Source organism: Rhodoferax sp. RT5P35 (assembly GCF_056521385.1).
Map to the genome: position 1 here is coordinate 271,010 of NZ_JBWMAX010000007.1, position 18,219 is coordinate 289,228.

18 protein-coding genes are annotated in these 18,219 nt (G+C 63.0%); 11 read left to right on the top strand and 7 right to left on the bottom strand.

What is annotated here, in order from left to right:
* Positions 1-150: 150 nt before the first annotated feature.
* Positions 151-969, top strand: coding sequence for a ZIP family metal transporter (locus AC097L_RS13610; protein ID WP_479586963.1), 819 nt, complete (start codon positions 151-153; stop codon positions 967-969).
* A 6-nt stretch (positions 970-975) separates the two neighbouring features.
* On the opposite strand, the gene AC097L_RS13615 is transcribed toward AC097L_RS13610, so the two are convergent.
* The 4 genes from AC097L_RS13615 to AC097L_RS13630 form a co-directional block, all read right to left on the bottom strand.
* Positions 976-1,200 (bottom strand): FmdB family zinc ribbon protein, encoded by a 225-nt coding sequence (locus AC097L_RS13615; protein WP_315230076.1) that lies wholly within the window; start codon positions 1,198-1,200, stop codon positions 976-978.
* A 13-nt stretch (positions 1,201-1,213) separates the two neighbouring features.
* A complete protein-coding gene (locus tag AC097L_RS13620; RefSeq protein WP_479586964.1) occupies positions 1,214-1,837 on the bottom strand; it encodes a glutathione S-transferase family protein in 624 nt (207 codons plus the stop codon).
* Between the two features lie 9 nt (positions 1,838-1,846).
* Positions 1,847-2,305 (bottom strand): DUF4019 domain-containing protein, encoded by a 459-nt coding sequence (locus AC097L_RS13625; protein WP_479586965.1) that lies wholly within the window; start codon positions 2,303-2,305, stop codon positions 1,847-1,849.
* A gap of 109 nt (positions 2,306-2,414) precedes the next feature.
* Positions 2,415-3,284, bottom strand: coding sequence for an IclR family transcriptional regulator (locus AC097L_RS13630; protein ID WP_479586966.1), 870 nt, complete (start codon positions 3,282-3,284; stop codon positions 2,415-2,417).
* A gap of 258 nt (positions 3,285-3,542) precedes the next feature.
* Between AC097L_RS13630 and AC097L_RS13635 the strand changes: the two genes are divergently transcribed.
* From AC097L_RS13635 to AC097L_RS13665, 7 genes are read left to right on the top strand one after another with little or no spacing between them, the layout of a single operon-like run.
* Entirely contained in the window at positions 3,543-4,625 is a 1,083-nt protein-coding gene (locus tag AC097L_RS13635) for an ABC transporter ATP-binding protein (protein WP_479586967.1), read from the top strand.
* A complete protein-coding gene (locus tag AC097L_RS13640) occupies positions 4,622-5,470 on the top strand; it encodes an ABC transporter permease (protein WP_479586968.1) in 849 nt (282 codons plus the stop codon). The genes AC097L_RS13635 and AC097L_RS13640 overlap by 4 nt, the downstream gene beginning before the upstream one ends.
* A gap of 4 nt (positions 5,471-5,474) precedes the next feature.
* On the top strand, positions 5,475-6,266 hold the full coding sequence (locus AC097L_RS13645; protein WP_479586969.1) for an ABC transporter permease: 792 nt from the start codon (positions 5,475-5,477) through the stop codon (positions 6,264-6,266).
* Positions 6,267-6,268: 2 nt separating this feature from the next.
* Positions 6,269-6,568, top strand: a complete 300-nt coding sequence (locus AC097L_RS13650; protein WP_479586970.1) for a (2Fe-2S)-binding protein — start codon at positions 6,269-6,271, stop codon at positions 6,566-6,568.
* The gene (locus AC097L_RS13655; RefSeq protein WP_479586971.1) at positions 6,565-7,962 is read left to right on the top strand and encodes an FAD/NAD(P)-dependent oxidoreductase; all 1,398 of its coding nucleotides are present in this window, start codon (positions 6,565-6,567) and stop codon (positions 7,960-7,962) included. The genes AC097L_RS13650 and AC097L_RS13655 overlap by 4 nt, the downstream gene beginning before the upstream one ends.
* Positions 7,963-8,000: 38 nt before the next feature.
* Positions 8,001-9,074, top strand: coding sequence for an NAD(P)/FAD-dependent oxidoreductase (locus AC097L_RS13660; RefSeq protein ID WP_479586983.1), 1,074 nt, complete (start codon positions 8,001-8,003; stop codon positions 9,072-9,074).
* 45 nt (positions 9,075-9,119) lie between these two features.
* On the top strand, positions 9,120-10,187 hold the full coding sequence (locus AC097L_RS13665) for an ABC transporter substrate-binding protein (RefSeq protein ID WP_479586972.1): 1,068 nt from the start codon (positions 9,120-9,122) through the stop codon (positions 10,185-10,187).
* A 58-nt stretch (positions 10,188-10,245) separates the two neighbouring features.
* Here the strand turns inward: AC097L_RS13665 and AC097L_RS13670 are convergent, their stop codons facing one another.
* Both AC097L_RS13670 and amaB read right to left on the bottom strand, forming a co-directional pair.
* Positions 10,246-11,913, bottom strand: a complete 1,668-nt coding sequence (locus tag AC097L_RS13670; protein WP_479586973.1) for a thiamine pyrophosphate-binding protein — start codon at positions 11,911-11,913, stop codon at positions 10,246-10,248.
* 4 nt (positions 11,914-11,917) lie between these two features.
* Entirely contained in the window at positions 11,918-13,441 is a 1,524-nt protein-coding gene (gene amaB, locus AC097L_RS13675; protein ID WP_479586974.1) for an L-piperidine-6-carboxylate dehydrogenase, read from the bottom strand.
* A gap of 202 nt (positions 13,442-13,643) precedes the next feature.
* On the opposite strand from amaB, the gene AC097L_RS13680 reads away from it, so the two are divergent.
* The gene (locus AC097L_RS13680; RefSeq protein ID WP_479586975.1) at positions 13,644-14,531 is read left to right on the top strand and encodes a LysR family transcriptional regulator; all 888 of its coding nucleotides are present in this window, start codon (positions 13,644-13,646) and stop codon (positions 14,529-14,531) included.
* Between the two features lie 42 nt (positions 14,532-14,573).
* On the opposite strand, the gene AC097L_RS13685 is transcribed toward AC097L_RS13680, so the two are convergent.
* A complete protein-coding gene (locus tag AC097L_RS13685; RefSeq protein ID WP_479586976.1) occupies positions 14,574-14,945 on the bottom strand; it encodes a response regulator in 372 nt (123 codons plus the stop codon).
* A 117-nt stretch (positions 14,946-15,062) separates the two neighbouring features.
* Here AC097L_RS13685 and AC097L_RS13690 point away from each other — a divergent pair, with 117 nt between their 5' ends.
* Together AC097L_RS13690 and AC097L_RS13695 are read left to right on the top strand one after the other, a co-directional pair.
* Positions 15,063-16,529 carry a DUF7125 family protein gene (locus AC097L_RS13690; RefSeq protein WP_479586977.1) on the top strand — a complete coding sequence of 489 codons (1,467 nt, stop codon included), beginning with the start codon at positions 15,063-15,065 and terminating at the stop codon, positions 16,527-16,529.
* A gap of 47 nt (positions 16,530-16,576) precedes the next feature.
* Positions 16,577-18,043: a hybrid sensor histidine kinase/response regulator gene (locus tag AC097L_RS13695; RefSeq protein ID WP_479586978.1), complete on the top strand. Its 1,467-nt coding sequence runs from the start codon at positions 16,577-16,579 to the stop codon at positions 18,041-18,043.
* Positions 18,044-18,219 lie beyond the last annotated feature (176 nt).

Here is an 18,219-nt window from a genome sequence, read left to right on the forward strand (position 1 = left end):
GTTGCAAATCCTCGCCATAGCCTAAGCTATGTCTGCGGGTTGCGCCTTGCATCCCATCCCGATCCAGGGCCTGCAGCCTCGCGAAAACTCATTCAGCGTCGCCTTAGAACTTTTAACCCTCCCGCGCAGATTCTGCGTGCACCACCAGCTATGACTTTAGTAGCAATCTTGATCGCCACCCTGTGCGCCGGTATTGGCAGTGTGTGGGTGGCGGCAGTACTCAGTTTTGGGGTGCTGGCGCGCTACACCCAGCACATGCTGAGCCTGGCGGCGGGCGCACTGCTGGCCACGGCTTTCATGCATTTGCTGCCCGAGGCGTTCGAGAGCCAGTCCGGCGCGCAAGAGCTGTTTGGCACGCTGCTGGTGGGGCTGGTGTTCTTCTTTCTGCTCGACAAGGCCGAGCTGTGGCACCACGGGCATGAGCACCACCATGGGCCCCAGACCCATGCCCATGCGGGCCACGGGCACAGTCACCACGACCACGAACACAACCACGATGGCCATGCCACCCCGCCCCGTACCGGTGGCTGGGCGGTGCTCACCGGCGACAGTGTCCATGCCTTCGGCGACGGCATTCTGATTGCCTCGGCCTTCATGGCCGATATGCGCCTGGGCTTTGTGGCGGCGCTGGCGGTGCTGGTGCACGAGGTACCGCACCACATGGGCGACCTGGTGGTGCTGCGCGGAACGTCCAGCAACCGCCGGGTGGCTCTGCTCAAGGTATCGCTGGCCGGGGCCGTGACCGCCCTGGGCGGCATGGTGGGCTACGGGCTGGTGGATTTGCTGCACGACTGGCTGCCGTACTTCCTGGTGGTGGCCAGCAGCAGCTTCATTTACGTGGCGCTGGCTGATCTGATTCCACAGCTGCAAACCCGCCTGAGCGCCCGCGCCACTGCAGCGCAGATTGCCTGGCTGCTGATCGGCATGGGTTTGGTGACCTTGGTGAGCCGTTTAGCCCACGAGCATTGACTTCTTTCAGCAACAAGCGCAACCAGCGCGGTGCTTGAGCCGTTGGTAGTTAGCCTCCACGCTCTGGCCGTGGGCACTGCTCGCACGGCGGGGTTCTGCGGTGGTGAGTGTCAAGACCCGCTGGGCGGCGTTGCCACACGCGGGGCAGGCGCAGGGGTCATCCCGTTCGGCCAGTCGGCGGATGGCTTCGAAGCCGCCGCAGGCGGGGCAAACATAGTCGTAGGTTGGCATTGGATGGCGTGTCTCAAGGCATGCCGTTGCGGCCATGCAGCCGGAAGCCGGGGCGCAGGCTCAGGCGTTCGTAATAGGCCTGCACGGCGGGCAGCACGGGTTTTTCCATGGGGGCGGCGCACCAGCGGTGGGTGGACAGGCCCAGCACGATGTCGGCCAGGGTGAAGTCGGCGCCGATGGCGTAAGCCCCGGTTTTCTGCAGTTGCCCGTCCAGCATCGCCATGTGGCAGTTCCAGTTCTGCACACCTGCGGCGATGGCAATGGGGTCGGTGTGGGCGGGGCTGTGGCGCACCAAAGCCATGAAAGCGTAGCGCCAGGCGTTGTTGAGCTCGGTGGCCTGCCAGTCCATCCATTGCTCCACCAGCGCACGGGCTTGGGGGGCAGCGGGCAGCAGGTCAGTGCGAGCCTGCCGGGCGGCCAGGTAGCGGCAAATCACGTTGGATTCCCACAGCACAAACCCGCCATCGCGGACCACCGGCACCATGGCGTTGGGGTTGAGCGCGCGGAACGTGTCCACCTCGGTGGACTGGAAGCCAGAGCCCCATTGCTGGTGTTCAAAGGGGATGTCCAGCTCGGCGCACAGCCATAGCACCTTGCGCACGTTGATGGACGTGGCTTTACCCAGTAACTGCAGCATGGCGGTGGTTTAACGTGGCTGGTAGCCGATCACGCGCCACTGGCCATCGGCTTCGCGCACGGTGGTGACGAGTTCTTCCACGTCTTTTTTGTCGGCAAAGTGGGAGTCAAAAATGGCAGTGACGTATTCACCGTCGGCCCGACCGGGCAGGGTGGTTTTATAGACCACGGTGGAGGTGGTGCGGCTCTCGAACGCGCCAAACGGTGCGCGCACGCCAGGGATGCTGTCCATCCACTGCCCTATTTGCACCATGTTGCGAAAAATCTGGCTGCTGGCCTCGTAGGCCCCACCCCAGTTGCCCCGGTCTAGCATGGACAGCCAACCGGCGGCAGCGAGCTGGCCTTCGGCCTGTTTGGACAGTTCGGCTACCGATGCCGGGGCTGCCGTTTGGGCGCTGGCAGGGGCAGAAAAGAGCAGAGCAGATGCAGCCAGGCACACGGCAATGGGCGCAAATTTAAACAAGGTCATAGGTTTTCCGTGGCAATAATGAACGAGTGTAGGCGTTGCAGCCGCCGTGGTTGGGGCCGCACAAACCGTGCAACGCCCGGCACCGTGGTGCGAGATGACGGGTTTTACATTAGTTTGCGGTGGCATTGCGATCGACTTGGCTGGGCGCTGGAATTCTTTGCCCCCCTGGTGAACCGGTCAAGCTCTGCGCAGGTCGCCGCAGGCTTGCGTCGAAAGGGTGGATTTTGGGGCTGATAGTGGCGGCCTCGCGCTTGAGAAGCTCTACCACCGTGGGCATGCGGTCTGCGTTCAGGCGATCGGCAATCGTGCCGACGCTGAGCGCGGCCACCGCGCGACCTTCACGGTCGCAAATCGGAACCGCCACACCGGCCATACCCTCCAGCAGGCCAGTATTGCGGCCCGCGTAGCCCTGCTGGCGTACGCGCTCTATTTCGGTGCGTAGATACACCTCGTCGTACACGCCGTACTCGCGCACCCGAGACAGATTGAATCGGATGACTTCCTCGCGCTCTGCCTCTGGAAGAAATGCCAAGATGGCCAGCGCACCCTGGCCCACACCCAATGCAATGCGTCCCCCCACATCGCCGGTGAACGAGCGTATGGGAAACGGCCCTTCGCTGCGGTCCAGGCACACCGCGTCAAAGCCGCTGCGGGCCAGCAGAAAGATGCTGTCGCCCAGGCTGGCACACAGGCGCAGCAGTACCGGGCGGCAAAGGGTGCGCAGATCGCCAGGGTTACCGGCCACTGCGGCCAGGGCAAAAAAGTCGATGCTGAGACGGTACAACTTGCTGCGTTCGTCTTGCTCGACCATGCCCTCTGTGACCAGCGATTGCAGCAGGCGGTGCGTGGTGGCCTGCGTCAAGCCCACTGTGCGCGCCAATTGGGTGACACGCCCACCCTGGGTTTGCACCATCGTCAATGCCCGGATGACGGCAAACAGACGCGGTACGCCGCCAGTGGCGGTTGTGAAGGGATCCATGGCTTTCTCTGGTGGAATATTCTCCAAATATCTTAACTTAATTATTCCATTAATCGGAATAAATTAAAGAAAAATTCTGATTGATGGAATACCCGCTGCAAGTTGGTTTGCTTATTGCAATAGAGTGAATTGATAACACCAAAGAGTCCGAAGCGGATGTGTGGCCGCAGTTCAAGGGTGCAGCAATCCCTCAATCTGGTGTGTGGCGAGTGCCTAGCCGGCACCGCTTCCTTGTGAAACGTGAAGAAAGGCCCGCGTATGTCATTCCTTCAACTCAGCAACGTGACCAAGTTCTACGGCAGCACCTGCGCAGTGGCGGCCATGGACCTCACGGTGGAAAAGGGCGAGTTTGTGTCCCTGCTCGGCCCTTCGGGTTGCGGCAAGACCACCACCTTGCAGATGGTGGCGGGCTTTGAGGCCGTGAGCAGCGGGCGCATCGCGCTGAACGGGTGCGACATCACCCATGCCAAGGCCAATACCCGTGGCCTGGGCATCGTGTTCCAGAGCTACGCCCTGTTTCCGCACATGACGGTGGCCGACAACGTGAGCTTCGGCCTGGAGATGCGCAAGATGCCTAAGACCGAGCGCAGCGAGCGCGTCAAGGCCGCGCTGGCCCTGGTGCACCTGGAAGCCCACGCCAGCCGTTACCCGCGTGAGCTATCGGGTGGCCAGCGCCAGCGTGTGGCCCTGGCCCGCGCCTTGGTGATCGAGCCACCGGTGTTGTTGCTGGACGAACCCTTGTCCAACCTGGACGCAAAGCTGCGCGAAGAAATGCAGTTTGAGCTGCGCAAGATCCAGCGCAAAGTGGGCACCACCACGGTGATGGTTACGCACGACCAGAGCGAGGCCATGTCCATCAGTGACCGCGTGGTGGTAATGGAGGGTGGCCGCGCCACCCAGATCGACCACCCGCACCGCGTATACGAGCATCCCAGCACCCGCTTCATCTCCACCTTCGTTGGCAAGGCCAATCTGCTGAACGGGCGCATGGTTGCCGGTGGTGCCCATCCCCGCGTCAACCTGGGGCCGATTACGGTGGAGGTGGACGATGTGGGCTTGCGCCCCGGCGCAGCCGTGCTGCTCAGCGTGCGGCCAGAGAAGCTGCAATTGGTCGAAACCGGCCAAGGCCGACTGGACGGTACGGTACGCGAGCGTTTCTTTCTGGGCAGCCAATGGCAATATGCGCTGGCCACCACCGTGGGCGAGCTGATGGTGCTCAGCCCCAATGACGGTCGCCCGGCACTGGACGAAGGCCATAGCGTCGGCATCGACTGGCCCATGCACTGCACCCGCCTGTTGCCTGCCGACGAGGCTGCACTGTCGGCTACGGTGGCCGCATGAGCAGGGCCACTCCCTGGTGGCTGTCCGGCCCCGCCCTGGTCCTGTTTACCGTGTTGTTGCTGGTGCCGATGGCGCTGACGGCTGTGCTGTCCTTCAATGCCTTTGACCCGGCTACCGGTGTCAAGGCCGCAGAGTTCACGCTGGCGCACTACGTCCACGTGTTCACCGACGACTATTACTACGGCATCTTCTGGCGCACCTTTTGGATATCCGGTCTGGTCACACTGATCTGCGTGGCAGTGGGTGCGCCCGAGGCCTATATTTTGAGCCGCATGGGCAACCCCTGGCGCTCCATACTGCTGCTGGTGGTGCTGGCCCCGCTGCTGGTGTCGGTGGTGGTGCGGGCCTTTGGCTGGAGCATGCTGCTGGGGCCCGAGGGGCTGGTCAACGGCTCGCTCAAGCTGCTGGGCCTGAGGCCGATCAAGATGCTCTATACCGAGATCGCGGTGGTGGTGGCCCTGGTGCATGTGATGCTGCCCTTCATGGTGATCCCGGTCTGGACTTCGCTGCAGAAGCTGGACCCGGGCGTAGAAAATGCCGCGCTGTCGCTAAAGGCCACGCCCTTCACCACCTTGCGCCGCATCGTGCTGCCACAGGTTGTGCCCGGCATCTTGTCGGGTAGCCTGATCGTCTTTGGCCTGTCGGCCAGTTCGTTTGCCATCCCCGGCCTGCTGGGCGGGCGGCGGCTGAAGATGGTCGCCACCGTGGTCTACGACGAGTACTTACACGAGCTGAACTGGCCGCTGGGCGCGGCCATCGCCCTCGTTCTGCTGGTGGCGAACCTGGTGGTCATGCTGAGCTACAACCGGCTGGTCGAAGGCCGTTACAAAAAATCTTTGGGCTGACACCATGCGTAAAAATGGACCCATCGCGCTGCTGTTCAACGCGCTAGTAATTGCATTCATGCTGGCCCCTCTGCTGGTGGTGTGCGTGGTGGCGTTCACGCCCGAAAACACGCTCACCCTGCCGACCACCGCGTTTTCGCTGCGCTGGTTCCGCGCGGTGTTTGCCCACCCTGACTTCATGCAGTCGTTCTGGAACAGCCTGTGGTTGGGCCTGGCATCGGCCACATTGGCCACGCTGCTGGCCGTGCCTGCGGGTATAGCCATCACCCGCTACAACTTCCCGGGACGCGGCTTTCTGAATGGCTTGTTTCTGTCGCCGTTGATCATTCCGCACCTGGTGCTGGGCGTGGCTTTGCTGCGTTTGTTTGCCTTGGTTGGTGGGGGCGGCAGTTTTGCCTGGCTGGTATTCGCCCATGCGCTGATCGTTACGCCTTATACGCTCCGGCTGGTGGTGGCTGCGCTGGTGGGCTTTGACCGCAGTGCCGAGCATGCTGCGCTGTCGCTGGGCGCGAGCCAGGCCCAGGTGTTTGGCCGCATCACCTTGCCGATGATTCTGCCGGGCGTGACCGGCGGCTGGCTGTTGGCCTTTATCAATAGCTTTGACGAAGTCACCATGTCGATCTTCGTTACCTCGCCCAGTACGGTAACCTTACCGGTGCGCATGTATATGTATGCCACCGAGTCGATCGACCCACTGATGGCAGCCGTGTCGGCCTTGATGGTGGCCGTTACCGTTGCCGCCATGGTCATTTTGGACCGCGTCTACGGTCTGGACCGTGTGCTGGTGGGGCGTTGAACATGAGCGCATGGCAACCCCTGTTGCGCCGCGTGGCGGAGTTTGACCGTACCGCCGTGCCGTTTACCCTGGACGGGCAAGCCGCCAGTGCGCTGGAAGGCGACACCGTGCTGACCGCCGTGCTGACCCACTGCAGCCAACTGCGCCGCAACGAATTCAGCGGTGAAGCGCGTGCCGGTTTTTGTATGATGGGTGCCTGCCAAGACTGCTGGGTGCAGACGGCACAGGGCGAACGCTTGCGTGCTTGCTCAACGTTTATTGCTGCGGGTATGGATGTGCTTACCGGTGGGGTACCGGCATGACCAACAGTCTGTTGCAGCCCGTAGTGGTGGGCGCTGGCCCTGCCGGCGTGCGGGCCGCCCAGACCCTGGTGGCGCATGGCTTACGCCCGGTGGTGCTGGACGAAGCCCCCCGCGCAGGCGGCCAGATCTACCGGCGGCCCCCTGCGCACTTTCAGCGCACGGCTCAGACCCTGTACGGTTTTGAAGCCGCACGCGCCCAGGCCGTGCATGGCGCATTTGACGGGTTGCAAAGCCAGATCGACTACCGGCCTGACAGCCTGGTGTGGAACGCCCAGGGTGGCCTGCTGGATGTACTGCATGGCCCCACCCAGACCACCCAAAGCCTGCCGTACGGGCAACTGATTCTGGCCACCGGCGCGACCGACCGCGTGCTGCCGATTCCTGGGTGGACTCTGCCCGGCGTCTATGCCCTGGGTGGTGCCCAGGTGGCGCTCAAGTTCCAGGGCTGTGCCATTGGTCAGCGTGTGGTCTTTATGGGCACCGGCCCCTTGCTGTACCTGGTTGCATACCAGTATGCCAAAGCGGGTGTGGAGGTGGTGGCCGTGCTGGACACGGCCCGCTTCAGTGACCAGCTAGCCGCGCTGCCCGCCTTGCTGACCCAGCCTGCAGTGCTGGCCAAGGGCTTGTATTTTGTGGCCTGGCTGCGCGCCCGTGGCGTGGCCGTATACACCGGTGTGCGTCCCTTGCGTGTACTGGGCGATACGCGCGTGCAGGCCGTGGTCTGGCATGACGGCCAGCGCGAGCGCCAATTGGACTGTGACGCCATCGGCTTTGGCTATGCGCTGCGGTCGGAGACCCAGTTGGCTGATCTGCTGGGCTGCCGCTTCGTCTTTGCGCCGCAGCAACGCGCCCATGTGCCCGAGCGCGACGGTGCAGGCCGCTCCAGCGTCGCGGGCGTCTACCTTGCGGGTGACGGCGCGGCAATCATGGGTGCGAACGCAGCCGAATGGGCAGGCGAGCGGGCAGCACTGGCTTTGCTCGCCGACCACGGCGTGGCAGTGGATGCCGCCCGCGCTAAGTTGCTGGAGCGCAAGCTCCAGCGCCTGCAGACATTCCGCGCTGGCCTGGAGCGGGCTTTTCCGTTTCCGGTCGGCTGGGCCGCCCAGGTGCCCGACGGGCTGGTGGTATGCCGTTGTGAGCACATCACTGCGGGCGAATTGCGCCGCACCGTGCAAGCCAGCGGTGCCGATGAAATGAACCGCCTCAAAGCCTTGTGCCGCGTCGGCATGGGCCGCTGCCAGGGCCGCAGCTGCGGCGTGGCTACGGCAGAAGTTTTGGCCCATGCCACGGGCAAGTCAGTGGAGCAGGTGGGCCGTTTGCGCGGCCAGGCACCCATCAAGCCTATTCCCATCCATCTGGTGCATACGGTACGTGCGCCGGTGGCGGAGGTCTAGGCGTGACGGCTCAGCGGATCCAGGCCGACGTGGCCATCATGGGCGGTGGCATCGTGGGCTCTTCGGCAGCGCTGGCCTTGCGCCGCATGGGCTTGCAGGTCGCGCTGCTGGAGCGTGACCTGTGTGGTTCCCGCTCCAGCGGCGTCAACTACGGTGGCGTGCGACGCCAGGGCCGGCCGGTAAGCCAATTGCCGCTGGCCCAGCGTGCGCACCGCATCTGGGCTAATTTGCCGAATCTGATCGGCACCGATGGCGAATACCAGCGCTGTGGCCACTTCAAGATTGCGCGCAGCGAGGCCGACCTGGCCGCGCTGGAGAACTACCGCTCGCTGAGCCGCGACTTTGGGCTGGGCATCGAACTGCTGAGCGGCCCGCGCCTGCGCGCCCACTGCCCTTGGCTGGGCGGCAAGGCGGTGGGCGGCTCGCTGTGTGCCGAAGACGGCCAGGCCAATCCGCGCCTGGTGTCGCCGGCCTTCGCCCAGGCGGCTCGGAGCGCTGGGGCACAGATTTTTGAGCGCAGCCCGGTGGACGAGGTGCTGCACGATGGCCAGCATTTCACGCTGCGCTCTGGCCACACGCTGGAGGTCACAGCCCCGGTGCTGCTGAACTGCGCAGGCGCCTGGGCCGGCAAGCTGGCAGCCCAGTTTGGCGAGGCCGTGCCCCTACAGTCTGGCCATCCGGCCATGGCCGTGACCGAGCCGCTGCCGTTCTTTATGGACTGGAGCCTGGGTGTGGAGGGCGGTGGCATTTATTGCCGACAAGTGGCGCGCGGCAACCTTGTGCTGGGTGGTGGTGCCGGTGTGGCGCTGGATGCAGACCGCGCCCGTTCCGAACGCGCGGCCATCGCCGCTTTGTCGGTGCAGGCCGTTGAACTGTTGCCCGCGCTGCGCCATGCCCATTTCATCCGCACCTGGAGCGGTACCGAAGGCTACCTGCCCGACCGCCAGCCGGTACTGGGCCTGAGCCAGACCACGCCCGGACTCATCCACGGCTTTGGCTTTGCCGGTGCGGGATTCCAGATTGGCCCGGCAGTTGGCGAAGTGCTGGCCGAGCTGGCCCGCGATGGCCGCAGCAGCACCCCGATAGACGCTTTTGCCATTACCCGGTTTTGATTGCTTCCCCCCCCCGCTCCCACCCTCTACCGAAAGGATTTCACCATGTCCCATGTATTCCATTCACGCACTGTGCGCCGTGGGCTGATAGCCGCTGCGGCCACCATCGCCCTGCTCGGCAGCGGCCTTGCCAGTGCCCAGACCAAGACGCTGTACATCGGTATGAACGGCGGCACTATGGAGAAGGCTTACACACAGTACGTCTTCCCGGCGTTCGAGAAGCTACACGGTGTCAAGGTGGTGGTGGTGCCAGGCACTTCGTCCGACATTCTGGCCAAAGCCCAGGCCAACAAGGACAAGCCGCAGATGCATGTGATGTTTTTAGACGACGGCATCATGGTGCGCGCCATCGGCATGGGCCTGTGCCAGAAGCAGCGGCCCAACCCCTCCCTGGCCGAGATCTACCCAGCCGCCCATTTCAAGGACGACATGGCCAGTGGTGTCAGTTTGGGCATGACCGGCCTGGCCTACAACACCAAGATGTTCAAAGAAAAAGGCTGGGCCGCGCCTACCTCGTGGATGGATCTGGCCGACCCCAAGTTCAAGGGCAAGGTGGTGTTTCAATCCATGTCGTCTTCGTCGTTTGGACTGCACGGCTTTCTGATGTTTAACCGCATCCAGGGCGGCAACGACAAGAACGTGGAGCCGGGCTTCAAAGCTTGGCCCACCATGATTGGCCCGAACGTGCTGGAGTACATCCCCAGCTCGGCCAAGTTATCGGAAATGGTGCAGACCGGCGAAGCCGCTATCTTTCCGCTCACGCCCACCTCGGTGGCGGCATTAAAGGTCAAGGGCATTCCGGTGGAATACGCCCAGCCCAAGGAGGGCTCGGTGGTGCTGATGGTCGGCCAGTGCGTGATCGCCAACAACAGTGAGCCTGAGCTGTCGCAAAAGCTGGCCGAGTTTCTGCTGAGCCCGCTGGCCCAGGCCAATGTGCTGCAGTTCGGCGCGCAGATCCCTACCAACCCCAAAGCGCCAGCCGTGGGCGAGGGCGCAACCCAGGTGGCCGACATCACCAAATGGATGAAGAATGCCGTGACCCTGGACTGGGATAGCGTCAACGCCAACCGCCCGGCCTGGAACGCGCGCTGGAACAAGACGATTGAACGCTGAGTCTTGTCGCCAGATGAAAAAAAGTCCACCGCACCCGGTGGCTTTTTTTATGTGGTCGTCACTGCGTGGCGATGGCTGCCGTGCGAATACTGTGCAGCGTGCTAGTGGGCGTAATGGCCTCCGGGTCCAGCAGGCAGTGCAAGATGGCCGGTTTGCCGCTGGCCCGGGCGTGCGCCAGGGCCGTCGCAAATTCAGCGGTAGTGGTCACCCGTTCGCCATGGCCGCCAAAGGCTTGGGCGTAGGCGCAGAAGTCGGGGTTCTTGAGCGCGGTGGCGCTGATGCGGCCCGGGTAGTGCCGCTCCTGGTGCATGCGGATAGTGCCGTACATGGCGTTGTCCAGCAGCACCACGATGATGGGCAGGCCGTATTGCACGGCGGTGGCGAATTCCTGGCCGTGCATTAAAAAGTCGCCATCGCCCGCAAACACCACCACCTCGCGCTGCGGCCACAGGCGCTTGGCCCCTACGCCCGCAGGCAGGCCGTAGCCCATGGAGCCGCTGGTAGGCGCGAGCTGGCTGGCGTAGGTGGTAAACGGCCAGAAGCGGTGCACCCAGGTGGCGAAGTTGCCTGCGCCGTTGCAGAAGATGGTGTCGGGCGGCAGCACCGCACGCAGATGCTGCATCACCGCGCCCATTTGCAGCGGGCCGGGGATGTGGATGGGGGCCGGGTCGCTCCAGCGCAGGTAATCGGCGTGGGCGGTTTCCGTCTCGGCTTGCCAAACGGGCGTTGAGACCGGGCGCAGTGTGCCGACGGCTTCGGCAAACGCCTGTGGCGTAGCGTGGATCGACTGGGCCGCCCGGTACAGCTTGCCGAATTCATCCGCATCGGCGTACACATGCACCAGGCTTTGTAGCGGCGTGGGAATATCCAGCAGCGTGTAACCCTGCGAGGGCACTTCCGACAAGCGCCCACCCACCAGCAGCACCAGGTCGGCGTTGCGGATGCGCGCCAGCAGCCGCGGATTGGCCCCCAGCCCCAGGTCGCCGCCATAGCAGGGGTGGATGTGGTCAAACAGCATCTGGCGGCGGAACGAGCAGAACACTGGCAGCGCAAACGCCTCGGCAAACGCGCGGAACTGCTGTACCGCCACGTCAGACCAGCGGCTGCCGCCCAGAATCACCACCGGGCGCTGCGCCGCCGCCAGCCGCTGCTGCAGCTCGGCCAGCGGCGCGGGGCCGGGGTGGGTTTCGGTGACGGCATAGGGCAGGGCATCGGCCACGGTGGCGGCATCGGTCAGCATGTCTTCCGGCAGGGCGATTACCACCGGGCCGGGGCGGCCAGAAGTGGCCACGTGGAAGGCGCGCGATACCAGCTCGGGCAGGCGTCGGGGGTCGTCAATTTGCACCACCCACTTGGCCATGGTGCCGAACACGGCTGCGTAGTCCAGCTCTTGAAACGCCTCGCGCCCCAGTGTTTCACGCGCCACCTGGCCCACAAACAGCAGTAGCGGCGTGGCATCCTGGTGCGCAATGTGTACGCCCGCCGCGGCGTTGGTGGCCCCCGGTCCGCGCGTCACAAAGCACACGCCCGGCTGCCCGGTGAGCTTGCCCTGCGCCTCGGCCATCATCGCCGCGCCGCCTTCCTGGCGGCACACGGTGACGGTGATGGGTGCGTCGTGCAGGGCATCCAGCACCGCCAGGAAGCTTTCGCCGGGCACGCAAAACAGGTGCTGCACGCCGTGCACCAAAAGTTGATCGACCAGAATCTGGCCGCCGGTACGGGTCATGCTCTCAGCTCCCGATGTCAAAGCTCACACCCTGGGCCAGGGGCAGTTGGGTGGAGTAATTGATGGTGTTGGTGGCGCGACGCATGTAGGCCTTCCAGCTGTCGGAGCCGGATTCGCGGCCACCGCCGGTTTCTTTCTCGCCGCCAAACGCGCCACCTATCTCTGCGCCGCTGGGGCCGATGTTGACGTTGGCAATGCCGCAGTCTGAGCCGTTGCTGGCCATGAAGCGCTCGGCCTCGCGCAGGTTCAGCGTGAAGATGGACGACGACAATCCCGCCCCCACCGCGTTGTGCCAGTCGATCGCCTGGTCCAGCGACTGGTAGCGCAGCACGTACAGGATGGGCGCAAAGGTCTCGCGCAGCACCGGCCCGGCGTGGTCGGCCAGCTCCACCAGGGCGGGGCGCACGTAAAAGGCATCCGGCTCACTCTCCACCCGCCCACCGCCGTGCACGGTGGCGCCCAGGGCGCGGCTCTCGGTCAGTGCGGCCTGCATGCCGTCAAAGGCTGCGCGATCAATCAGCGGCCCCACCAGTGTGCCGGGGCTGCGCGGGTCGCCCACCTGCACCTGGGCGTAGACCTGGGCCAGGCGCGGCACCAGCGTGTCGTAAATGCTGTCGTGCACAAACAGGCGGCGCAGCGTGGTGCAGCGCTGCCCGGCCGTGCCCATGGCAGCGAAGGCGATGCCGCGCAGCGTGAGGTCTAGGTCGGCCGACGGCGCGACGATGGCGGCGTTGTTGCCGCCCAGCTCCAGGATCGCCCGCGCAAACCGCGCCGCCACGCGCGGTGCCACGGCCCGGCCCATGGCGGTGGAGCCGGTGGCCGACAGCACCTTGACCCGCGCGTCGTCCACCAGCACCTCGCCGATGTCACGCGGGCCCACCAGCAGCTCCAGCAGGCCCTCGGGCGCATCGCCAAAACGGGCCAGTGCGCGCTGGGCGATGGCCATGGTGGCCAGGGCGGTGAGCGGGGTTTTTTCGGACGGTTTCCACACCACGGCGTTGCCGCAGACCAGGGCCAGGGCCGCGTTCCAACACCACACCGCCACCGGAAAATTGAAAGCCGAAATCACGCCCACCACGCCCATGGGATGCCAGGTTTCCATCATGCGGTGCTCGGCCCGCTCGGTGGCGATGGTCAGGCCGTAGAGCTGGCGCGACAGGCCCACGGCAAAGTCGCAAATGTCGATCATCTCCTGCACCTCGCCCGCCCCTTCGCTAGGCACCTTACCTACCTCCAGCGTGACCAGCAGGCCCAGGTCGGCCTTGGCCGCGCGCAGCTCTTCGCCCAGCAGGCGCACCAGCTCGCCCCTGCGCGGCGCGGGCACCGTGCGCCAGGCCAGATAGGCCGCCTGGGCGCGGGCGATGGCTGCGGTAGCCTCGGTGGGCGAGGTCTGCGGCAGGTGGGCGATGGTCTCGCCAGTGATGGGTGAGCGCACGGCAAGCGTGCCGCCGGTGTAAGTGGCACGCGATACGCCCAGGCGTTGCAGCAACGCGTCGATGTCGGCGGGCAGGGAGGTGGTGTGGGGCATATGGCGGCTGTAGAGCGTGAAAAAGTGGCCCCAATATCGCCCAATTTGCCGCGCTTGTATAGTGACAAATGCGAAGCACTTGATGCCAAAATAGAATGATAGGGTCTACAGAAAAGCTAGCGACTAGCGCAGATTAAATCTACGCTAGAACCCATATTTCTTTAAGAGCGCTCACCTAACTTCATTCTGAAAGTGCATCACCATGCTGCGCAAAAGCTTTCTGCCTTCTATCGCTGACCTGCTGGCTTTCGAGGCCGCCGCCCGCCACAGCAGCATCTCGCGCGCGGCGGAGGAATTGCACCTTACGCAAAGCGCCGTGTCGCGCCAGATCCGCCAACTGGAGGTGCAGCTGGGCATGGCTGTGTTCCACCGTGTGCGCCAGCGCGTGGTGCTCACTGACGCAGGCCGGGTCTACGCCGCCGATGTGCGCGCCGTGCTGCAGCAGTTGGCAACCGCCACACAGAAAACCATGGCCTGGTCGGACGGCGGTGGCCTGCTCAACCTGGCCGTGCTGCCCACCTTCGGCACCCGCTGGCTGATCCCCCGCCTGCCCGACTTTGCCGCGCTGCACCCGGAGGTCACCGTCAACATCGCTGCCCGCAGCGAACCCTTCGACTTCGCCCAGGAGCCGCTGGATGCCGCCATCCACTTCGGCGCGCCACTGTGGGCCGGTGCGGTGTGCGAGTACCTGATGCACGAGCAGGTGGTGCCGGTGTGCAGCCCCGCCTACCAGCAGCGGCTGGGGATTGCGCAGGTGCAGGATTTGGCCAAGGCTGTGCTGCTGCAGCAAACCACCCGCCCCACGCAGTGGGCCGACTGGTTCGAGCAGGTCGGCACCGACGGCCAGCGCGCCCTGCGCGGCCCGCGCTACGAGCAGTTTGCGATGATTGCCCAGGCGGCAGTGTCAGGCTTGGGGGCTGCCCTGCTGCCCCGCTTTCTGGTCGAGGCCGAAATCGCGTCCGGCGCGCTGGTGCAGTTGTTTGCCCAGGCGCTGCAGAGCAGTGATGCCTACTACCTGGTCTACCCCGAGTCGCGGGCACAGGCACCGCTGGTGGTGGCGTTTCGGGATTGGATTCGGGCGGCGGCGTGAGGCGCGGTTGCAGTGTGATGCAGGCCGATCTAGCCTACGTTGTTAAACAGCGCGCGGTGGAAAGAGCCGGCGAATATGGTCGGGGTGCACAGGCTTGATGAAGTGGTAGTCCACCAGCGCAAAAGTCTCGTCCACGCGAGGCTCGGAGCCGCTATGGCCGGTCACGGCCACCAGAATGATGTCGTCGCCAAATTTCTCGCGCAGGTGGCGTGCCAAGGCCAGTCCGTCCATACCCGGCATGGAAATGTCTAACAACACACACAATGGTGTAGCGTTTTCAATCAAATCCAGAGCTTCTTGCGCACTGAACGCCATGCGCACACTGTATCCATCGATCTGCAGCAGCATGGCCAATGATTCCGCGGCATCGGGCATGTCGTCCACCACTAAAATATCTATAAGATCTGAAGCCAAAAAGTGTCCTGTAATTTAGTTTTTTGCCCAAATAGACAAAACCATTTTTGCATAGGACGGTGTTTCAAAACGTTTCTGGCCTCGGTACTGGCCAGTGACACACCTGGAGTCGTAAAGATGCTTTCTACCGGAATACGTGGGCTCGATACCATTTTGGAGGGTGGGCTGACGAGAAATCGCATCTACCTTGTAGAGGGCGAACCTGGCACCGGAAAAACCACCACGGGCATGCAATTTTTGTTGGAAGGCATTCGCCTGGGCGAGTCGGTGATCTACATCACCTTGGCTGAAAGCCGGACAGAGCTCGATGCCGTGGCCCAGTCCCATGGCTGGGATATTTCTTCCCTCCATATCCACGAGGTCTTGCCCACGGAAGATTTGTTGGATGTGGACAAGCAATACACCATGTTCCATCCGTCCGAGGTGGAGCTGTCCGATATGTTGAAAAACATACTGACAGTGGTGGAAGAAAAAAAGCCGACCCGTCTGGTTCTGGATTCTTTGTCCGAGCTGCAGCTTTTGGCGGAATCGCCACTGCGTTATCGGCGGCAGGTGTTGGCGCTCAAGCAATTTTTTAGCAACCGCCAATGCACTGTTTTATTGCTGGACGACCGCGCTGGCTCGACGGGTGACTTGCAAGTCCGCAGCATTGCCCACGGGGTGCTTCAACTGGAGCATGTAGTAAAAGATTACGGCAAAGAGCGTCGGCGCCTGCGCATCGTCAAGTACCGTGGCCACAGCTTCATCGGCGGGCTCCACGACTATGTGCTTGCTCGCGGTGGCTTGCAGGTGCACCCCCGGTTGGTGGCATCCGAGACGCGCGCCCTCAACGAACGCCGCCAGCTGAGCAGCGGTTTGGAAAGGCTCGATCTGCTGCTGGGTGGCGGCCTGGAGGAGGGGACCAGTACGCTGATCGTAGGCCCGCCCGGCACGGGAAAATCGTCACTTGCCGCGCAGTTTGCGTCTGCGGCCCATTCCCGTGGTGAAAAAACGGCGATGTTCCTGTTTGAAGAATCGACCAGCAATTTGCTGCACCGCGCAGACAGCCTGAATATGACATTGCGTGCCGCGCAGAAATGCGGCCAGTTGACCATCCAGCAGGTGGATCCTGCAGAATTGACCCCAGGACAGTTTGCCGCAGCGATGGTCGATACGGTGGAGCGGGGCACCCGTATCGTCATCATCGACAGCCTGAACGGCTACCTGCAAGCCGTGCCTGATGAGCGATTCCTGGTTACGTATCTGCATGAAATCTTGACTTATCTCGGGCAGCACCAGGTGGTGACCATTCTGGTGGGGGTGCAACAAGGCATGCTAGGTGGCAGCACTTCCAGCTCTTTGGATGCCAGCTATGTGGCCGACAACGTACTTATGCTGCGCTATTTTGAAGACAACGGTGAAATCAAACAGGCGATCTCGGTGTTCAAGAAACGCGGCAGCACCCACGAGCGCACTATTCGCGGCTTTTACCTGACGAAAGACGGCATCACGGTGGGTGAAATTCTGCGAGGCTACCGCGGCATTCTCACTGGTGTGACGATTCCGCTGACAGACGATAAAACCATCCCTACTTTGGCAAACTGATGGACTTGCGTGTACTGGTCTATGTGGCTTCCGGGCAAGACGCTTTTTTGACACAAAAGCTGCTGCAGGCGGCGCATATCCAATCCAGTATTTGCCGAAGTCCCAAAGACCTGGCTGCACAGCTGAACGAAGGTGCTGGTGCCTTGTTGCTAGCCGAAGAGGTGCTCGGCACGGTTGCTGGATTGTTGCGCCAGTATGTTGCGCAGCAGGCAGCATGGTCCGATTTGCCGGTGCTGCTGTTGACAAAAAATGGCATGGAGTCGCTGCAGATACAGCGCGCGATGGAGCATTTGGGCAATGTCACCCTGCTGGAGCGGCCCGTCAGGACGATGGCGCTAACCAGTTTCGCCAAATCTGCCCTTCGGGCCCGTGAGCGCCAGTACCAGGTCCGGGCGTTTAACCAGCGCAAGGACGAATTCCTGGCCACACTGGCCCATGAACTGCGCAACCCCCTGGCCCCCATACTGAATGCCGCCAGTATTTTTGAGCGGCTGTATCCGTCTGGCCAGACCCGCAAACTCGTGGGTATGGTGGACCGGCAAATCAAGCACCTGACACGGCTGGTGGATGATCTGATGGATGTGTCCCGCATCAACACCGGAAAAATAGAGTTGCAGCGGGCAAAAACCACGGTAGAACAGGTGGTGACGCAGGCACTTGAAATCGCCGATGCGATCCTGCGCGAACGGCGGCATCGGCTGGAAGTGCTGTTGCCGCCGCAGGATATGCCGCTGTACGTGGACCATGTCCGGCTGGTGCAGAGTCTGGCAAACATTGTCATCAACGCCGCCAAATTCACGCCGTTAGAGGGCCACATCTCGGTCAAGGTGGAGGCGGACGTGGACGCAGCGGCGGTATTCTTCCGGGTCAAAGACAGTGGCAAGGGCCTGAGCGCACATGCGATCGCAAGCGTGTTTCAGATATTTGCCCAGGAGCGCGCCGCCGGGGAGCCGTCGACCGGGCTGGGCATCGGCCTGCATCTGGCGAAGGTGTTTACCGAAATGCACGCTGGAGTTATCTCTGCCAGCAGCCCTGGGCCGGGGCAGGGAAGCGAGTTTGTGATCCAGATACCCATGGCGCCGGGCACGGAGACACGGTTACCAAAGCCAGCACCGACTGTGACATCTGGCAAACCTCTGCCGCGTCGGGTGCTGGTGGTGGATGACAACCAAGATGCGGCCGACAGCCTTGCCGAGTTTTTGGCCCTGGAAGGCATAGAGGCGTCTGTTGTGTACAACGGGCACGCCGCCCTGGAGTCTGTGCAGGCTAGCCAGCCCGATGCCGTGGTGATGGACATCGGCATGCCACGGATGAATGGCTATGAAACAGCGCGTGAGCTCCGGCGTTTGATTCCCGGCAAGATGCCAGTGTTGATTGCATTGACCGGATGGGGACAAGCCACAGACCGTGCAATGGCCAAAGAGGCCGGGTTTGACTTCCATTTTGTGAAGCCGGTCGACATACAAGGACTGCTGTCGTGCTTCAGTAGTCCATTCAATGCACCGGGCAACTGATCACCTGCCAGGTCAGACTTTGGTGAATTTGCTTTATGGCGCGGTAAGACTAGGGTCAGTGTCCTGGTCCAATAAATTCGGACACCTCGATAGGGGCTATTAACCCCTGAGAAACTGAAGAACATGACAACGGGCAAGAAACAACGCAGAGCGTTTGATGCGGCCTTCAAACTGCA

What these genes read in the sequence shown, in the direction of transcription:
- AC097L_RS13665 (WP_479586972.1), top strand. Translation starts at nt 9,120, where the DNA reads ATGTCCCATGTATTCCATTCACGCACTGTGCGCCGTGGGCTGATAGCC.
- AC097L_RS13630 (WP_479586966.1), bottom strand. Translation starts at nt 3,284, where the DNA reads ATGGATCCCTTCACAACCGCCACTGGCGGCGTACCGCGTCTGTTTGCC.
- AC097L_RS13670 (WP_479586973.1), bottom strand. Translation starts at nt 11,913, where the DNA reads ATGACCCGTACCGGCGGCCAGATTCTGGTCGATCAACTTTTGGTGCAC.
- AC097L_RS13690 (WP_479586977.1), top strand. Translation starts at nt 15,063, where the DNA reads ATGCTTTCTACCGGAATACGTGGGCTCGATACCATTTTGGAGGGTGGG.
- AC097L_RS13660 (WP_479586983.1), top strand. Translation starts at nt 8,001, where the DNA reads ATGGGCGGTGGCATCGTGGGCTCTTCGGCAGCGCTGGCCTTGCGCCGC.
- AC097L_RS13680 (WP_479586975.1), top strand. Translation starts at nt 13,644, where the DNA reads ATGCTGCGCAAAAGCTTTCTGCCTTCTATCGCTGACCTGCTGGCTTTC.
- AC097L_RS13645 (WP_479586969.1), top strand. Translation starts at nt 5,475, where the DNA reads ATGCGTAAAAATGGACCCATCGCGCTGCTGTTCAACGCGCTAGTAATT.
- AC097L_RS13610 (WP_479586963.1), top strand. Translation starts at nt 151, where the DNA reads ATGACTTTAGTAGCAATCTTGATCGCCACCCTGTGCGCCGGTATTGGC.
- AC097L_RS13635 (WP_479586967.1), top strand. Translation starts at nt 3,543, where the DNA reads ATGTCATTCCTTCAACTCAGCAACGTGACCAAGTTCTACGGCAGCACC.
- AC097L_RS13640 (WP_479586968.1), top strand. Translation starts at nt 4,622, where the DNA reads ATGAGCAGGGCCACTCCCTGGTGGCTGTCCGGCCCCGCCCTGGTCCTG.
- AC097L_RS13655 (WP_479586971.1), top strand. Translation starts at nt 6,565, where the DNA reads ATGACCAACAGTCTGTTGCAGCCCGTAGTGGTGGGCGCTGGCCCTGCC.
- AC097L_RS13650 (WP_479586970.1), top strand. Translation starts at nt 6,269, where the DNA reads ATGAGCGCATGGCAACCCCTGTTGCGCCGCGTGGCGGAGTTTGACCGT.
- AC097L_RS13620 (WP_479586964.1), bottom strand. Translation starts at nt 1,837, where the DNA reads ATGCTGCAGTTACTGGGTAAAGCCACGTCCATCAACGTGCGCAAGGTG.
- amaB (WP_479586974.1), bottom strand. Translation starts at nt 13,441, where the DNA reads ATGCCCCACACCACCTCCCTGCCCGCCGACATCGACGCGTTGCTGCAA.
- AC097L_RS13615 (WP_315230076.1), bottom strand. Translation starts at nt 1,200, where the DNA reads ATGCCAACCTACGACTATGTTTGCCCCGCCTGCGGCGGCTTCGAAGCC.
- AC097L_RS13625 (WP_479586965.1), bottom strand. Translation starts at nt 2,305, where the DNA reads ATGACCTTGTTTAAATTTGCGCCCATTGCCGTGTGCCTGGCTGCATCT.